This is a genomic window from Solimonas sp. K1W22B-7 (assembly GCF_003428335.1).
Lineage (GTDB): Bacteria > Pseudomonadota > Gammaproteobacteria > Nevskiales > Nevskiaceae > Solimonas_A.
In genome coordinates this window covers 4,693,212-4,708,007 of the sequence record NZ_CP031704.1, presented here as the reverse complement: position 1 = coordinate 4,708,007, position 14,796 = coordinate 4,693,212, and the positions used below count along the sequence as shown (strand labels likewise).

14 protein-coding genes and 2 tRNA genes are annotated in these 14,796 nt (G+C 67.2%); 8 read left to right on the top strand and 8 right to left on the bottom strand.

Translation table 11 applies throughout. The annotated features are described in order from the left end of the window. Positions 1 to 119: 119 nt before the first annotated feature. The 6 genes from D0B54_RS21255 to D0B54_RS21230 all read right to left on the bottom strand — a co-directional run bounded on the left by D0B54_RS21255 (position 120) and on the right by D0B54_RS21230 (position 6,724). A tRNA-Phe gene (locus D0B54_RS21255) sits at positions 120 to 195 on the bottom strand. Between the two features lie 190 nt (positions 196 to 385). After that, complete coding sequence (locus D0B54_RS21250; protein WP_117293913.1) at positions 386 to 664, bottom strand: oxidative damage protection protein; 279 nt, start codon at positions 662 to 664, stop codon at positions 386 to 388. Next, positions 661 to 1,734 (bottom strand): A/G-specific adenine glycosylase, encoded by a 1,074-nt coding sequence (gene mutY, locus D0B54_RS21245; RefSeq protein WP_240433484.1) that lies wholly within the window; start codon positions 1,732 to 1,734, stop codon positions 661 to 663. Before mutY ends, D0B54_RS21250 begins: the two co-directional genes overlap by 4 nt. Then, positions 1,731 to 4,184 carry an AsmA family protein gene (locus D0B54_RS21240; protein ID WP_117293911.1) on the bottom strand — a complete coding sequence of 818 codons (2,454 nt, stop codon included), beginning with the start codon at positions 4,182 to 4,184 and terminating at the stop codon, positions 1,731 to 1,733. Before D0B54_RS21240 ends, mutY begins: the two co-directional genes overlap by 4 nt. 59 nt (positions 4,185 to 4,243) lie before the next feature. Next, positions 4,244 to 4,444 carry a sulfur carrier protein ThiS gene (thiS, locus tag D0B54_RS21235; RefSeq protein ID WP_117293909.1) on the bottom strand — a complete coding sequence of 67 codons (201 nt, stop codon included), beginning with the start codon at positions 4,442 to 4,444 and terminating at the stop codon, positions 4,244 to 4,246. A gap of 99 nt (positions 4,445 to 4,543) precedes the next feature. Beyond that, positions 4,544 to 6,724, bottom strand: coding sequence for a type II secretion system protein GspD (locus D0B54_RS21230; protein ID WP_162932605.1), 2,181 nt, complete (start codon positions 6,722 to 6,724; stop codon positions 4,544 to 4,546). A gap of 215 nt (positions 6,725 to 6,939) precedes the next feature. On the opposite strand from D0B54_RS21230, the gene D0B54_RS21225 reads away from it, so the two are divergent. The 7 genes from D0B54_RS21225 to D0B54_RS21195 all read left to right on the top strand — a co-directional run bounded on the left by D0B54_RS21225 (position 6,940) and on the right by D0B54_RS21195 (position 11,883). Next, positions 6,940 to 7,013: transfer RNA gene (locus D0B54_RS21225), tRNA-Gly, on the top strand. Positions 7,014 to 7,035: 22 nt separating this feature from the next. Continuing rightward, positions 7,036 to 7,821, top strand: a complete 786-nt coding sequence (locus tag D0B54_RS21220; RefSeq protein WP_117293906.1) for a thiazole synthase — start codon at positions 7,036 to 7,038, stop codon at positions 7,819 to 7,821. 2 nt (positions 7,822 to 7,823) lie between these two features. Beyond that, the gene (gene trmB, locus D0B54_RS21215; RefSeq protein WP_117293904.1) at positions 7,824 to 8,543 is read left to right on the top strand and encodes a tRNA (guanosine(46)-N7)-methyltransferase TrmB; all 720 of its coding nucleotides are present in this window, start codon (positions 7,824 to 7,826) and stop codon (positions 8,541 to 8,543) included. Between the two features lie 149 nt (positions 8,544 to 8,692). After that, entirely contained in the window at positions 8,693 to 9,583 is an 891-nt protein-coding gene (locus tag D0B54_RS21210; RefSeq protein WP_117293902.1) for a phosphoribulokinase, read from the top strand. 58 nt (positions 9,584 to 9,641) lie between these two features. Further along, positions 9,642 to 10,676: an NADP(H)-dependent aldo-keto reductase gene (locus tag D0B54_RS21205; protein ID WP_117293900.1), complete on the top strand. Its 1,035-nt coding sequence runs from the start codon at positions 9,642 to 9,644 to the stop codon at positions 10,674 to 10,676. Positions 10,677 to 10,931: 255 nt separating this feature from the next. Next, positions 10,932 to 11,231: a DUF6763 family protein gene (locus tag D0B54_RS21200; RefSeq protein WP_117293898.1), complete on the top strand. Its 300-nt coding sequence runs from the start codon at positions 10,932 to 10,934 to the stop codon at positions 11,229 to 11,231. A 19-nt stretch (positions 11,232 to 11,250) separates the two neighbouring features. Next, positions 11,251 to 11,883 (top strand): GNAT family N-acetyltransferase, encoded by a 633-nt coding sequence (locus D0B54_RS21195; RefSeq protein ID WP_117295428.1) that lies wholly within the window; start codon positions 11,251 to 11,253, stop codon positions 11,881 to 11,883. On the opposite strand, the gene D0B54_RS21190 is transcribed toward D0B54_RS21195, so the two are convergent. Beyond that, positions 11,846 to 13,207 carry an AmpG family muropeptide MFS transporter gene (locus D0B54_RS21190; protein ID WP_117293896.1) on the bottom strand — a complete coding sequence of 454 codons (1,362 nt, stop codon included), beginning with the start codon at positions 13,205 to 13,207 and terminating at the stop codon, positions 11,846 to 11,848. The two genes, D0B54_RS21195 and D0B54_RS21190, sit on opposite strands and share 38 nt — an antisense overlap. Then, positions 13,197 to 13,970 carry an exodeoxyribonuclease III gene (locus D0B54_RS21185; RefSeq protein ID WP_117293894.1) on the bottom strand — a complete coding sequence of 258 codons (774 nt, stop codon included), beginning with the start codon at positions 13,968 to 13,970 and terminating at the stop codon, positions 13,197 to 13,199. Before D0B54_RS21185 ends, D0B54_RS21190 begins: the two co-directional genes overlap by 11 nt. Positions 13,971 to 14,149: 179 nt before the next feature. Here D0B54_RS21185 and pyrE point away from each other — a divergent pair, with 179 nt between their 5' ends. Next, complete coding sequence (pyrE, locus tag D0B54_RS21180) at positions 14,150 to 14,791, top strand: orotate phosphoribosyltransferase (RefSeq protein ID WP_117293892.1); 642 nt, start codon at positions 14,150 to 14,152, stop codon at positions 14,789 to 14,791. Positions 14,792 to 14,796 lie beyond the last annotated feature (5 nt).

Below are 14,796 nucleotides of genomic sequence, written 5' to 3'. Positions count from 1 at the left end.
CGGGTCGGTTAAGAAATGACCAAGGGCTTATTCTTGTCCTATTCTTGTCCTGTGGCCGCTGCTGCGGCCCCGCCCCTCCCTTTCGGGAGGAAAAACTTCAGCAAAAGCAGCGACTTAAATGGTGGCCGGGGACGGAATCGAACCGCCGACACGGGGATTTTCAATCCCCTGCTCTACCGACTGAGCTACCCGGCCAAAATGCTGATGTTTGCTACAAAACCTGCCGCATTGCGCGGCGAGGGCGCGTATTAAAGCGGGGCGGGGTGGGGGAGTCAAGAAAAACCGACGGTTTTGCTAGGTTTTTTCTTGGTGTCTGGTCAATTCTTGACCGTTCCCCCTCTTCCCTTACCCCTCTCCCGCAAGGGGAGAGGGGTAAAAGCGCGGGCTACTCGCTCGCGGGCGGCGGGGTGTAGCTCGTCTTGGCCAGGTCGCCGCCGCCGAAGAAGAACTTCTCCATCTCGTCGGCCAGGAACTTGCGCGACTTGGCGTCGGCCAGGGCCAGGCGGTACTCGTTGATCAGGCGGGTCTGGTGGGCCAGCCAGTCGGCCCAGGCCTGTTTCGACACGTTTTCGAAGATGCGCTGGCCCAGCGGGCCGGGGTAGGGCGGTCGGTCGAGGCCTTCGGCGTCGGTGCCGAGCTTCACGCAGTGGACGGTTCGGGTCATGGGGCAGTCTCGAAGAGGGGCGTCTGTCCCTGCGCGTCCAGCAGCTTGCGGATCGGCGCGGGCAGGCCCTTGTTGGGATCGCCCATTCTAGTCCAGGCCAGCTCGGTGGATTCGCGCAACCGTGTCGTCGCGCTGGCGCGCAGCCTCAGCGGGCGCAGCTCCAGGTCGAAGTGGGTGAAGGCATGGTGCAGCGGCGGCAGGGCTTGTGCATCGCCCGCCTCCAGGCCGTAGCGCTCCAGGCAGGCGCTGCGCCAGTCGGCACCCTCGTCCACCAGCGGCAAGCACCACAGGCCGCCCCAGATGCCGGCGGGCGGGCGGCGCTCCAGCAGCAGCTCGCCGCGCGCATTCTCGATCAGCAGCACCTGCGTGCGGCGCTCGGGACGCTCGCGCTTGGGCTTGGGGCCGGGAATCTGCGCGACGCGGTTCTGCAGGTAAGCCTGGCAGTCGGCGTTGAGCGGGCAGGCGGCGCAGGCCGGCTTGCGCGTGGCGCAGACGCTGGCGCCCAGGTCCATGATCGCCTGCGTGTAATCGGCCAGCCGCGCCTGCGGCAGCAGGCTTTCCGACAGCGCCCAGAGTTTTTTCTGCAGTGCCGGCGCGCCGGGCCAGCCTTCGATGGCGGCATGGCGCGACAGCACGCGGCGCACGTTGCCGTCGAGGATCGCGTGGCGGTCGCCATGGGCCTGGCTGAGGATCGCGGCGGCGGTGGAGCGGCCGATGCCGGGCAGGGACTGCAGCAGCTCGATGTCGCGTGGGAACTCGCCGCCATGCTCGCTCATCACCACCTGCGCGCAGCGGTGCAGGTTGCGCGCGCGGGCGTAGTAGCCCAGCCCGGCCCACAGCGCCAGCACGTCGTCCACCGGTGCTGCGGCCAGTGAGGCCACGTCGGGGAAGCGCTGCAGGAAGCGCTCGAAGTACGGAATGACCGTGGCCACCTGCGTCTGCTGCAGCATGATCTCCGACAGCCACACGCGGTAGGGCGCGCGCGGGTGCTGCCAGGGCAGGTCATGCCGGCCGTGGGTGTCGAACCACCGCAGCAATCGTTCGGCAAATGGCGCCAGCGTGCCGCTCACTTGGCGGGCGCGGGCGCCGGTTCAGCCGGCGGCGTCGCCGGGGCCGGAGCGGTCGCAGGCGCCGCCTCTTCCTTCTTCTTTTTCTTGCCGAACAGCAGGTCGCCGAGCTTGTTGTTGAGCTCCTGCTTCAGTTCCTGCTTGTCCAGCTTCTTGCCGTCCTTGGTGGTGGCAATGCCCAGCTTGTCGCCGAGCTTGTTGGTCAGCTCGTCGCGCACCTTCTCAGTGGCCTTCTGCTGCAGCGCGGCCTTCAGGTCCAGCGAGACCTTGGGCTTGTACATGTTGCCGCTGAGGCGGATCGGGATGGCGATGCCCTTCAACTGCTCCAGCCCCTTGCCGCCCTGGCCGGTGATGGTGTTCACGATGGTGGGCGTGGCGAGGTAGTTGATGGTTTCGTTGACCAGGTCCACCTGGCCCTGGCCGCTCACGCGGAACAGCGGGCTGGCGGCATCCAGCAGGTCGCTCTTGAGCACGCCGTCGATGATCCTGGCGCTGGCGGAGAACACCGAGAAGTCGGTCTGCGGCGCCTCGGTCTCGGTGTCGTTGAGGTTGCCGCCCAGCGCGGCCTGCGCCTTGCGCACGGTCTGCGCCAGGTTGAAGCCTTTCACGGAGCCGTTCTCCACGCGAAAGGACAAGTCTCCGTTGAGGGCCTTCTTGAACTCGCCGTAGGTGTTGCCGTGGCTGTTGAGGCTCACGTCGAAGTTGCCCAGGCCGCTGACCGGCTCCTTGCCGATCAGGTCCTTGAGGAACGGCGCGGCCTGCAATGCGCTGAGCTGCGTCTTGATGGCGTAGCCCGGCTGCGCGCCCGGGCTCATGCGGTTGGTCAGGCTCACCTTGCCGCCGTAGAGCTGGGCAGAAATGTCCTGCGCCTGCGTGGCGCCCGGCGCGCCGCTGAGCTTCAGGCTGACGTTGCTGAGCTTCATGCCGTTGATGGTGAGCTTGCCGATGTCCAGCGTGCCATTGGCGTTGAGCTTCTTCAGCGCTTCGGTGGGCAGCGGCTGGTCGTTGAAGTTCTTGTTGCCGGCGGCGGCCACCGGCTTTTCCTGGCCGGGCTTCTTCGGCGGCAGGTAGCGGTCGGCGTTGATCTCGTCGATCTTCAGGCCCATCTCCATCGCCTTGGCCTTGAAGTTGCTGATGCCGAACATGCCACGCATGGTGGTCTGGTCCAGCTTCATGTTCAGGTCGTTGAAGCGTGCCGAGGTGAAACTGCCGGAGTAATTCGCGGCCAGGCTCACGTTCTTCAGCACTTCCGGGTCCGCCGTCTCCAGCTTGATGCCCAGCTGCTGCATCAGCGGCCGCGGGTTGAACGGCGCCACGCTGATGGGGCCGTGCAGGCGTGGCGTGCCGCCTTCGCCCAGGCCCTCGCCGATGATGGAGGTCTTGAGGTCCAGCCCGGCCACGGCCAGCGCGCCCTGCTGGAAGGCCATGTTGCCCTTGGCGCCGTCATAGCTGAAGTCGCCGCTGAGCTTGAGCGGCTGTTTGCCGCCCGGCACGTCGGCACCGGCCACGGTGCCGGTGAAGACCAGGCCCTTGGCGTTGTAGAGCTTGTTGCCATAGTCGGCGAGGATGGCCGCCGCCAGTTCGGTGTCGGCGTCAAAGCCCATGCCCTGGCCCTTGAGCTTCAGCTTGAGCTCCTGGGTGTTGAGCAGCTTCTTGGCCATGTCCACCACCGCGCCGCCGCTGAGCTCGATGTCGGCATTGGCGTCCTTGCCCCCGGCGATCTGCTTGCCGGCGGCCTTCAGCTTCAGCGTCAGGCCGCTGAGCTTGATCGTGTCGGCCTCGGCCTGGTAGTCCACCGTGCTCTTCAGTTCCACGTCCGCGGTGGCGGCGGGAGCGCTGGCGATGGCGGTGAGCCCCAGGTTCACGTCGAAGGGATTGCCCGGCCTGAGCGCGCCGGTTTCCAGGCGCAGCTTGTCGATCTGGTAGCTCTTGCCGCTGCGCGCGTCGCTGTACCTAGCCGAGGAGTCGCTGATCTCCACGCCGCTGATGTCCAGCGACTTGGGGTTGAAACCCTGCTCGTCCTTGGGCTTCTTCTCGTCCTCGGGCTTTTCCTTGACCAGGTCGGCCCAGTTGTTCTTGCCGTCCTTGTCCACCTGCAGGTTCAGGCGCAGGCCCGACAGTTTCACGGTGCTCACTTCCACCTTCTTGTCGAACAGCAGGGGGAAGAGTTTCACGCCCACGTCGGCCTCGCCCACCTGGGCAAAAGGCTCGCTGCCGAAGCCGGGCGCATTGCCCAGCACCACGCCCTTGGCGCTGGCCTTGAGCCAGGGGAAGACCTTGAGGCCGATCTCGCCGATCTGCAGATCGCGGCCGGTCTGTTCCTTGACCTTGGCGGCGATGGTGTCGCGGTAGTCGTTGGGGTCGAACAGGGTCGCGGCGGCGGTCAGCGCTCCCGCCAGCAGTACCACCACCACGCCGACACCGATGAGCAGGTACTTCAGGGGCTTGTTCATGGGAATTCGTCCGTGATTATTTATATGACATTTATTCTATATACAGTGAAAAATCTCAATCAGCCGCCGCCGATCGCCTGCACGATCTCCAGCTGGTCGCCGTCGGCCAGCCAGGTGTCCGTGTAGGTCGAGCGCGGCACGATCTCGCCGTTGCGCTCCACCGCCAGGCGCTTGCCGGCCAGCTGCAACTGCTCGACGAGCTGCGCCACCGAGCAGGGCGCAGGCTGTTGTTGGACTTCACCGTTGATGCGTAGGTTCATGGCCGGATTCTATCGCGGCTGCCGGGCCGGGCCACGCCAGGGGCTACCTGGCCGGCGGGCTCAACCGCCGGGCCGCAGTTGCCGTGCACGCGACGGGCCTCAGGGCGCCTTGTCCAGGGCTTCGATGTGCGCCGCGGCGCGATTGAACTCGCGCTCGAAGGCGGGGTAGTAGTCCTGCGCCTCGTACCAGTACTGCGCCGCGCGCGGATCGATCAGCTGGAAGGACTGCGCCAGGTCGTCGGCGGTGGGATAGACGATCTGCCGTCCACCGTAGAACTCCGAGATCGTCAGCGGCAGCGTGGCGTTGAGGTCCAGGATGCGTTTGAGGACCAGGGCGCTGCGCAGCCACTCCAGCGGCGTGATCCGCTCGTCCTTCTTCCCGGCGCGCAGGACCAGCGCGTGCTCGCGCCGCCCGGCGTCGCGGTTCTGCGCCGTCATCAGGGCGGCAGCGTCGGATGGCGTCGGCACGCGCTCGACCGCTGCGGCCGGCTGGGCGACGTCGCTGTCGGTACCGCGGCCGAAGTTCAGCACCAGCGACTGGTCCTCCGGCAGGCCGGCCAGCAGGTCGCGCAGGAAGGCCAGGCGTGGCCGTCCTTCGCCGGCCGGCTGGGTGAACAGCACGATGCGGTCGGGATCGATGTGCTTGCCGTAGTCGGTATTGCGCACGGTTTCCCACAGCATGCGCCGCACCAGGATGTCCTCGCCGGGGATGCCTCCCGCCAGTACCAGGGCCACGTCGGGGTCCTGTGCCAGCTGCGGACCGCGCTGCGCCAGCCGCTGCGCCGTCTGGCGCAGGCTCAGCAGTTGCGCACTCTGCTGCAGGTGCGCCAGGTCGAAGACTTCACGCGAGCGGATGCGGTAGCCGTCGCGGAACAGCGCATGGTCGCTGGAGTCGAAGTCGCTGGAGTCCTTGGGGCGTGTATAGCTGAAGTTGTGGCTGTCCTGCGGCACGACGTGCGGCGTCAGTACCACGATCACCTCGTTGCGGCGTTCCTCGGTGGTGTTGCGGCGGAACAGGCCACCGATGCCCGGCAGGTCGGAGAGCAGCGGGATGCCGCTGTTGCGCTTGGATTTGTCGGTGGCGATCAGGCCGCCGATGATGAACGGCGTGTTGTCGGCCACGCGCACGAAGGTCTGCACCTGGCGGTTGTCCACCGCCGGTGCCAGCAGCGCGCCGGATTCGGTGCGGATGCCGGCGCCGCCGCTGTTGACCGAGCTGACGATGGTCTCCACCTGCATCGTCACCTGCTTCTGGTTCTCGCTGATGCGCGGGCGCAGGTTGAGCACGATGCCGACCGGGAAGTACTGCACCGACTCCTGGGTCGAGCCGAAGTTGGTGGTGCTCTGCACGATGGGAATCTGCTGGCCGATCTGGATACGGGCCTGGCGGCCGTCCATGACCAGCACCGAGGGGTTGGACAGGATCTCGGCATCGCCGCGGCTGACCAGGGCACGCAGCGAGGCCTGGAAATTCCCGACCGCATCCAGGGCGTCGTTGAAGCCCAGCAGCAGCGGCAGCTGCTGGTCGGCGTTGGAGCGCAGGAAGGAGCCCGACCACTTGCCGTCGGCACCGCTGAAGGTGATGCCCAGATCGCGCATCTTGTCGCGGTTGACCTCGATCACCAGGGCTTCGATCACGACCTGCCGCGCGGGCACGTCGATGCTGTCGCGCAGCAGGGTCTGCAGCCGGTCCAGCGAGCGACGGTCGGCCGGGTCGTACACGATCAGCACCCGCTGGTCCTCGCCCCCCGCGGTGACGCCGTGCAGGTAGCTGCCGCCGATGTCCGGCACCGCGGAAAGCTGCGGCAGGTTGGAGCCGTACTGCGAACCGCCGAAGGAGCCCCCCGACGAGCCGCCGAAGCCGCCGAAGAGGCCAGTGGAGGGCGGCGCATCGAGCAGGCTGGTCTTCTCGGCGTCGGGCAGCTTGATGATCGCGGGCAGGGGCGTGCCCGCCTGCACCACGGAGAGCGGGTTGAAGATGCGGTCGCGCGCGTTGGCGTCGACCTGGTTGCCGAACTCGATCACCGTGTACCCCAGCGCCTTGAGCGCCGCCAGCATGCGGTCGGTCTGCACGTAGCTGGGGGTGAAGGCGGTGACCGCCACATCGGTCCTTGCCCCGGCGGCGGGTGCCTGCGCCTGCGAGGCTGCGGGGGCTGTTGCCGCGCCGAAAGGCGAACTGTCCGTGAACTGTGCCGCGGCAGGCAGCATGGCGCCCAGGACCAGCAAACCCGCCGCCATGCGCGCCAGCCCCTGGCGGCGCCGCGCGAGCGTCGTCCCCACAGCCCTCAGCTCCCTCATCCCTTTCCCCCTGTGCGCGACTGCCTGTGGTCCGGCACCGCCAGACTGCCCCGTCCCCTCACCATTGCCGGTGCCCCGGGGCCGCCGTCAGGCCATCTTATGCGCTTTCGCTCCCCCTGGCCTGGCACCGGGTCCGGCGGGTTCCGCGCGTGGTTCTGTTCCCGGCGGGAGTCGATCAGCTAAACTACACCCCTCGCGCGGGTGTAGTTCAATGGTAGAACTGCAGCTTCCCAAGCTGCTAGCGTGGGTTCGATTCCCATCACCCGCTCCACTTTTTCGCTGCGCACACGCCCATGACCATCAATGCAGATCCGCTGATCATCGCGGGCAAGGCCTACCGTTCCCGCCTGCTGGTGGGCTCCGGCAAGTACAAGGACCTGGAGCAGACCCGCGAGGCCACCGAGGCCGCCGGCGCCGAGATCATCACCGTGGCGATCCGCCGCACCAACATCGGCCAGAACAAGGGCGAGCCCAACCTGCTCGACGTGGTCCCGCCCAGCCGCTACACCATCCTGCCCAACACCGCCGGCTGCTACACCGCCGATGACGCCGTGCGCACCTGCCGCCTGGCCCGCGAACTGCTCGACGGCCACAAGCTGGTCAAGCTGGAAGTGCTGGGCGACAAGCAGACGCTGTACCCGGACGTGACCGCGACGCTGGAAGCCGCGAAGATCCTGGTCAAGGAAGGTTTCGACGTGATGGTCTACACCAGCGACGATCCCATCCTGTGCAAGCGCCTGGAAGAGATCGGCTGCGTCGCCGTGATGCCGCTGGCCGCGCCGATCGGTTCGGGCCTGGGGATCCAGAACCGCTACAACCTGCTGACCATCATCGAGAACGCCAAGGTGCCGATCATCGTCGACGCCGGCGTCGGCACCGCCTCCGACGCGGCCATCGCGATGGAGCTGGGCTGCGACGGCGTGCTGATGAATACTGCCATCGCCGAGGCGAAGAACCCGGTGCTGATGGCCTCGGCCATGCGCAAGGCGATCGAAGCCGGCCGCGAAGCGCGCCTGGCGGGGCGCATGCCGCGCCGCCGCTACGCCAGCGCATCTTCGCCGCTGGAAGGCATCATCTAGGCATGGCGGGGCCGTCGGACACGCCGGAGCTGCCGGAGGGCGAGCCCGCGCACCTGCGCCGCATCCGCTCCTTCGTGCGCCGCGAAGGCCGCATGACCGATGGCCAGGAGCGTTCCCTGGCCGAGCAGTGGCCGCGCTACGGCATCGAGCCCACTACCCAGGCGCTGGACCTGGCCGCCGTCTTCGGGCGCAGGGCGCCGCTGATGTTCGAGATCGGCTTTGGCGCCGGCGATCACCTGCTGGCGCGTGCGGCCGCCGAACCCGGCTGGGACTTCATCGGCGTGGAGGTGCATCGCCCCGGCGTCGGCCGCGTGCTGAATCGCGCCGCCCACGCCGGCCTGGGCAACCTCCGCGTCGCCAGCCATGATGCGGTGGAGTTGCTGCGCGACGGCATTCCCGACGCCAGCCTGGACCAGGTGGTCGTCCAGTTCCCTGACCCCTGGCACAAGAAGCGCCATCACAAGCGCCGCCTGGTGCAGCCGGAGTTCGCGCAGCTGGTGGTGCGGAAATTGAAAGTGGGTGGCGAGTGGCAGCTGGCCACCGACTGGGCGCCCTACGCCGAGCACATGCTGGAAGTGCTCAACGCCGCCCCGGGCCTGCGCAACCGCGCGCCGGATGGCCGCTACGTGGAAATGCCCGCCACGCGCCTGAAGACGCGCTTCGAGGCTCGCGGCGAGCGGCTGGGGCACGAGGTGTTCGACCTGGCATTTGAGCGGGTATAGCCGTCACCTCTTTATTCCCTCTCCCGCTGGCGGGAGAGGGAAACAATCAATCCATTGCGTGTCGCCACCAGGCCCGGCTCTTCCCCCTGCCGAAAATTCCCGTATGCTCGTGTCACGCGGCGGTAACGGTTTTTGGCTCAAGAGGCAACATGTCCGCGAAACACCCCATCATCGGCGTCACCGGCTCCAGCGGTGCGGGCACCAGCACGGCCACGCGCGTGATGGAGGGCATCTTCGATCAGCTGGGCCTGCGCCCGGCGGTGATCGAGGGTGACGCCTTCCACGCCTATGACCGCTCCCAGGTGCGGCAGGCGCTGGAGCGCGCGCGTATCCGCGGTGAGCACTTCTCGCTGTTCGGTCCCGCCGCCAATCTGCTGGAGCGGCTGGAAGCCACGCTGCGCGAGTATTCCGAGCGCGGCACCGGCTGGACGCGCCACTACCTGCATACCGACGCCGAGGCGATCGACGCTGGCCAACCCTCGGGCACCTTCACGCCCTGGGAGCGCCTGCCGTCCGACACCGACGTGCTGTTCTACGAAGGTCTGCATGGCGGTTTCGCCAGCGACGACGTCAACGTCGCCGGCTGCATGGACCTGCTGATCGGCGTGACGCCGGTGATCAACCTGGAATGGATCCAGAAGATCAACCGCGACACCGCCGAGCGCGGCTACCGCACGGAAGAGGTCACCGCCACGATCTTGCGCCGCCTGCCGGACTACGTGAATCACATCACGCCGCAGTTCTCGCGCACCGACATCAACTTCCAGCGCGTGCCGCTGGTGGACACCAGCAACCCCTTCGTGGTGCGCGAGATCCCGCTGCCGGAGGAGACGCTGTTTGTGGTGCACTTCAACGAGCACTCGCGCGTCCAGTCCGACTTCGAGTTCCTCAAGCGCGAACTGCCCGGCACCTTCCGCTCGCACGAGCAGACCCTGGTGGTGCCGGGGCCGCTGCAGGCGCAGGCGATGGAACTGATCCTGCGCCCGGCCATCGAACAGCTGGCGCGCCGCCGTGCCGAAGCGCTCAGGGACGCTGCCTGAAACGCGCAGCCGCGGCCGTGGTCTGAGTTCCCCAAGCACTCCCTCAGAAGGGCATCGCATGAAGAAGAATCCGCTGGGCCGCACCGGCCTGGAAGTCACCGAGATCTGCCTGGGCACCATGACCTGGGGGGAGCAGAACAGCGAGGCGCAGGCCCACGAACAGATGGACTACGCCGTGGCGCAGGGCATCAATTTCTTCGACGCCGCCGAGATGTACCCGGTACCGCCCAAGCCGGAGACGCAGGGCCGCACCGAGGACTACATCGGCAGCTGGCTGCGCAAGACCGGCAGGCGCCAGGAACTGATCCTGGCCACCAAGGTCACCGGTCCCGGCCTGTTCCCTTACCTGCGCGGCGGCACGAAGCTGGACCGCGACTCGGTGCTGAGCGCCTGCGCGGACAACCTGCGCCGGCTTGGCACCGACTACATCGACCTCTACCAGATCCACTGGCCGCAGCGGCCGACCAATTACTTCGGCAAGCTCGGCTATGAGCACCGCGGCGAAGACGGCGGCGTGCCGATCGAGGAGACGCTGGACGCGCTGGGCGAGCTGGTGAAGCAGGGCAAGGTCCGCCACGCCGGCATCTCCAACGAAACGCCCTGGGGCCTGTCGGAGTATCTGCGGCTGTCGCGCGAGCAGGGCCTGCCGCGCGTCGCCAGCATCCAGAACCCCTACAGCCTGCTCAACCGCAGCTTCGAAGTGGGCCTGGCGGAATTCACGCAGCGCGAGGACGTGAGCCTGGTGGCCTATTCGCCGCTGGCCTTCGGCGTGCTCAGCGGCAAGTACCTGCACGGTGCCCTGCCGCCCGACGGCCGCATCACGCTGTTCTCGCGCTTCACCCGCTACACCAAGGAGCAGGTGGAACTGGCCACGCGCGAATACGTGGCCCTGGCGCGGGCGAACGGACTCGATCCGGCCCAGATGGCCCTGGCCTATGTGCGCACGCGCCCGTTCATGACGTCGACGATCATCGGCGCCACCACCATGGAGCAGCTGCGCAGCAATATCGCCAGCGTGGACGTGAAGCTGGGCAGGGACGTGACCAAGGGCATCGAAGAGATCCACCAGCGGTTCACGATCCCGGCGCCGTAGCCGGGGGATTGCCGTTCGTGCTGAAGTCCTGAGCTTGTCGAAGGATCGAAGCATGAGCGGCAACTGTTGACTGCGGTGGCGGCCGTTCACCCTTCGACAGGCTCAGGGCGAACGGCTCACGCTTGGGCTTTCACTAAAGTTTCACAAGCATTCAGTCCCTTGCCCCTCATCCCTCGCGCGGTGCCTTGAACCTCACCGTCAACCGGCGTAAAACAAACTCACTCCCATCTGCGATGGAATGCAGGAGGTGTTGTCATGGCGGAGTGGCTACGCGAGATGTCGGTCGGCAAGTGGTTCCAGACCGACGGCGAACCGTTCGAGATCGTCGGCCTGGATACTGCCGCTGAAGTGGTGCTCGTGCAGCACTTCGACGGCACGCTCGAGGAACTCGATTTCGATACCTGGGTGGAAATCAGCGCCCGGTCTTGCGCGCCGCCCGAGGACTATTCCGGGGCGCTCGACATCGGGCGCGAGGATTACGGGATCAACGACGAGGCGCTGTCCTCGGGGCGCTGGGACAACCCGGCGGATTTCATCGACCAGATGAATCTCTGAAGGGCCACGCGCGATGGGCATGCTCTCCAGCCTTTTCTCCCCGACGCTGCCCGCCGCATTCGAATACCCGCTGGACGATGGCCTGCGCGTGCTGCTGCGGCCGATCCGCCACGAGGATGCGCCACGGCTGCGCGATGGCTTTCGCCAGCTGTCGCAGCTGGCACGCCGCCGCCGCTTCCTCGATCACGTCGACGATCTGAGCGAGGAACAGCTGAAGGCATTCACTTCCACCGACGATGTCAGCCACGTCGCCTGGGGTGCGCTCAACCTGGAAAAGCCGGACGAGCCGGGTATCGGCATCGCGCGCTATGTGCGCCTGGAGGACGACCCGAAGATGGCCGACGTGGCCATCGTGATCGCCGACGAGTACCAGGGCCGCGGCACCGGCTTCGTGCTGCAGGCCTGCCTGCACCTGTCGGCGCATCGTGCCGGCATCCGCAGCTTCAACTACGACGTGCTGTCCGACAACGAGCGCATCATCAAGCACCTCAAGCTGATGGGCGCCGAGCATGCCGGCCGCGCCGACAACATCGACCGCCTGCGCATGCCGGTCTACTCGCGTGCCTGGGACGTACCCGACGGCAACGAGATCGGCAAGCGCTTCGCCGAGGTCTTCAGGAAGCTGCGCTCGGTGCAGGCAGCCGCCGATTGAGCTGCAGCAGGATCAGCAGCGCCGGCAGGCCCAGGGCCGAGGTATAGAGGAAGAAGCCGACGAAGCCGATCTGGTCCACCACCCAGCCCGAGGCGCCGCCCATCAGCTTGCCCGGCAGCGTGAACAGCGAGCTGAACAGGGCGTACTGCGTGGCGGTGTAGGCGGTGTTGGTCAGTCCCGACAGGTAGGCGATGAAGGCCGAGCCGGCCAGGCCGGCGGCGAGGTTGTCGGCGCTGATCACCAGCGCCAGGCCCTCGATGCTGGGCTGGCCGTGCAGCGCCAGCAGGGCGAAGCAGAGATTGCTCAGGATCACCACCACCCCGCCGATCAGCAGCGCCCGCAGCGCGCCCCAGCGCGCGACCGCCAGGCCGCCGAGGAAGGCGCCGAGGATCGACATCACCACGCCATAGCCCTTGGCGATGGCGGCGATCTGCTTGAGCGTGTAGCCGAGGCTGAGATAGAAAGGGTTGGCCATCACGCCCATGGTGATGTCGGTCAGGCGGAACAGGCCGACGAAGCACAGGATCAGCGCACCCAGCTTCCAGCCGTTGCGCTGGAAGAAATCGACGAAGGGGCAGACCACCGCGCCGATCACCCAGGCGCCCGCATGGCGCAAGCCTTCCGGCCAGTGCTGGCGCTGCTCGATGAAGCGCAGCACGCGTTCTTCCTGCAGCAGCGTGGCGCGGCTGATCTTCTGTTCCGGCTCGGCGATCAGCAGCGTCGTGACCACGCCCACGCCGACCAGCGCCGCCATCGTGAGATACGACATCTGCCAGCCCTGCTCGGCGGCCAGGAACAGCGCACCGGCGCCGGCCACGATCAGGGCGATGCGGTAGCCCAGCTGGTAGGCGGCCGACATGTTGCCCTGCAGCGACTGTTCCGCCGCCTCGATGCGCCAGGCGTCGATCGCGATGTCCTGCGTCGCCGAGGAGAAGGCCACCAGCAGCGCGCAGTACACCATGCTGCGCAGCTGCGTCGCCGGGTCGTGCAGCGCCAGGCCGGCGAGGCCGCAGGCCAAGCCGACCTGCGCCAGCAGCATCCAGCTGCGGCGCCGGCCGAGCAGGCGCGTCAGGCCCGGCAGCGCCAGGCGGTCCACCACCGGCGCCCAGAAGAACTTGATCGAGTAGGTGATGCCCACCCAGCTGAGCATGCCGATGGTGGCGCGCTGCACGCCGGCCTGCGCCAGCCAGGCCGACAGCGTGGAGAACACCAGCAGGAAGGGCAGGCCCGCCGAGAAGCCCAGGAACAGCATGCTGGCCACCCGCGGGTGGCCGTACATGCGCAGGGCGTCGCGCCAGCCGCGCGGGGCGGCCTCAGAGGTCATAGTCGAGTGTCAGCGGCGCGTGGTCGGAGAAGCGCTCGGCCTTGTAGACGCCGCCCTTCTTCAGCCTGCCCTGCAGGCCGGGGGTGATGATCTGGTAGTCGATGCGCCATCCGACGTTGTTGGCCCAGGCCTGGCCACGGTTGCTCCACCAGGTATAGGCCTCGCCTTCCTGCTCCGGGTACAGCGTGCGGTAACCGTCGACCCAGCCCACGGCACCGAACAGCAGGTCCAGCCATTCGCGCTCATGCGGCAGGAAGCCCGAGTTCTTCTGGTTGGAGCGCCAGTTCTTCAGGTCGATGTTCCGGTGCGCGATATTCCAGTCGCCGCAGATGATGTATTCGCGGCCGTTGCCCTTCCATTCGCGCAGCTTGGGCAGGAAGAACTCCAGGAAGCGGTCCTTGCTGGCCTGGCGTTCGGGGCCGGACGAGCCCGAGGGCAGGTACAGCGACACCACCGACAGGTCGCCGAAGCGCATTTCGAGGTAGCGCCCCTCGGCGTCGAACTCCTCGTTGCCCAGGGTGGTGAGCACCGCGTCGGGCTTGCGGCGGGAATAGATGGCAACGCCGGAATAGCCCTTGCGCAGCGCGCTGTTGTAGGCCACGTGCCAGCCTTCCGGCTTGAACACCGGATCGGTCAGGTCTTCGGGCTGGGCCTTGGTCTCCTGCAGGCACAGGACGTCGGCCTTCTGCTTGGGCAGCCAGTCGAACAGGTTCTTGCGGGCGGCCGAACGGATGCCGTTGGCATTCAGCGAGATGACTCTCAAGGGTGGTCTTCCGGGGGTTATGATATGCGCCGGTAGTTTCCCTGAAAGCGGGGGCGGGGACTAGGTGCGCGGACCAGGGGGCGGGGATTGCGCCGTTGGTCCGCGCGGCCTGCGCGTCCGGCGCCGGGCGCCGGATCTTCAGCTGCCGCTCAGTTCATCCATTCCAGTATCGGTTTCACATGCACGCCTACCAGTCCGCGTTCCTCAAGCTGGCCCTCGAACACGAGGTGCTCAAGTTCGGCTCCTTCACCCTGAAGTCCGGGCGCAGCAGCCCCTATTTCTTCAACCTGGGCAAGATCTCCAGCGGCGCCGCCATGCGCGAGCTGGGCAGCGCCTATGCCCAGGCCCTGCAGGGCGCCGGCATCGGCTACGACATGCTGTTCGGGCCGGCCTACAAGGGGATCCCCCTGGTTACCGCGGTGGCCCTGGCGCTCGCGGAGCAAGGCCGGGACGTCCCCTACGCCTACAACCGCAAGGAAGCCAAGGACCACGGCGAGGGCGGCACCCTGGTCGGTGCCCTGCCGAAAGGCCGGGTGGTGATCGTCGATGACGTGCTCACCGCGGGCACCGCCCTGCGCGAAGCCGTGCGGCTGCTGCGTGCCGCCGGTGCCGAGCCGGTCGCCGCGGTGATCGCCCTGGATCGCCAGGAAAAGGGCACCAGCGGCGCCTCGGCCGTACAGGAAATGGAGCGTGATTCAGGCGTCAGGGTGCTGCCGCTGGTCAATGTCGGTAGTTTGCTGGACTATCTCAGCCAGGGTGCCGCCGATATCGCTACCATCGAGGCCATCCGCGCCTACCAGGCCCAGTACGGCGTGGCGTAAACTGA

What these genes read in the sequence shown, in the direction of transcription:
- thiS (WP_117293909.1), bottom strand. Translation starts at nt 4,444, where the DNA reads ATGAACCTACGCATCAACGGTGAAGTCCAACAACAGCCTGCGCCCTGC.
- D0B54_RS21200 (WP_117293898.1), top strand. Translation starts at nt 10,932, where the DNA reads ATGGCGGAGTGGCTACGCGAGATGTCGGTCGGCAAGTGGTTCCAGACC.
- D0B54_RS21210 (WP_117293902.1), top strand. Translation starts at nt 8,693, where the DNA reads ATGTCCGCGAAACACCCCATCATCGGCGTCACCGGCTCCAGCGGTGCG.
- pyrE (WP_117293892.1), top strand. Translation starts at nt 14,150, where the DNA reads ATGCACGCCTACCAGTCCGCGTTCCTCAAGCTGGCCCTCGAACACGAG.
- D0B54_RS21205 (WP_117293900.1), top strand. Translation starts at nt 9,642, where the DNA reads ATGAAGAAGAATCCGCTGGGCCGCACCGGCCTGGAAGTCACCGAGATC.
- D0B54_RS21240 (WP_117293911.1), bottom strand. Translation starts at nt 4,184, where the DNA reads ATGAACAAGCCCCTGAAGTACCTGCTCATCGGTGTCGGCGTGGTGGTG.
- D0B54_RS21250 (WP_117293913.1), bottom strand. Translation starts at nt 664, where the DNA reads ATGACCCGAACCGTCCACTGCGTGAAGCTCGGCACCGACGCCGAAGGC.
- D0B54_RS21220 (WP_117293906.1), top strand. Translation starts at nt 7,036, where the DNA reads ATGACCATCAATGCAGATCCGCTGATCATCGCGGGCAAGGCCTACCGT.
- D0B54_RS21195 (WP_117295428.1), top strand. Translation starts at nt 11,251, where the DNA reads ATGCTCTCCAGCCTTTTCTCCCCGACGCTGCCCGCCGCATTCGAATAC.
- D0B54_RS21190 (WP_117293896.1), bottom strand. Translation starts at nt 13,207, where the DNA reads ATGACCTCTGAGGCCGCCCCGCGCGGCTGGCGCGACGCCCTGCGCATG.
- trmB (WP_117293904.1), top strand. Translation starts at nt 7,824, where the DNA reads ATGGCGGGGCCGTCGGACACGCCGGAGCTGCCGGAGGGCGAGCCCGCG.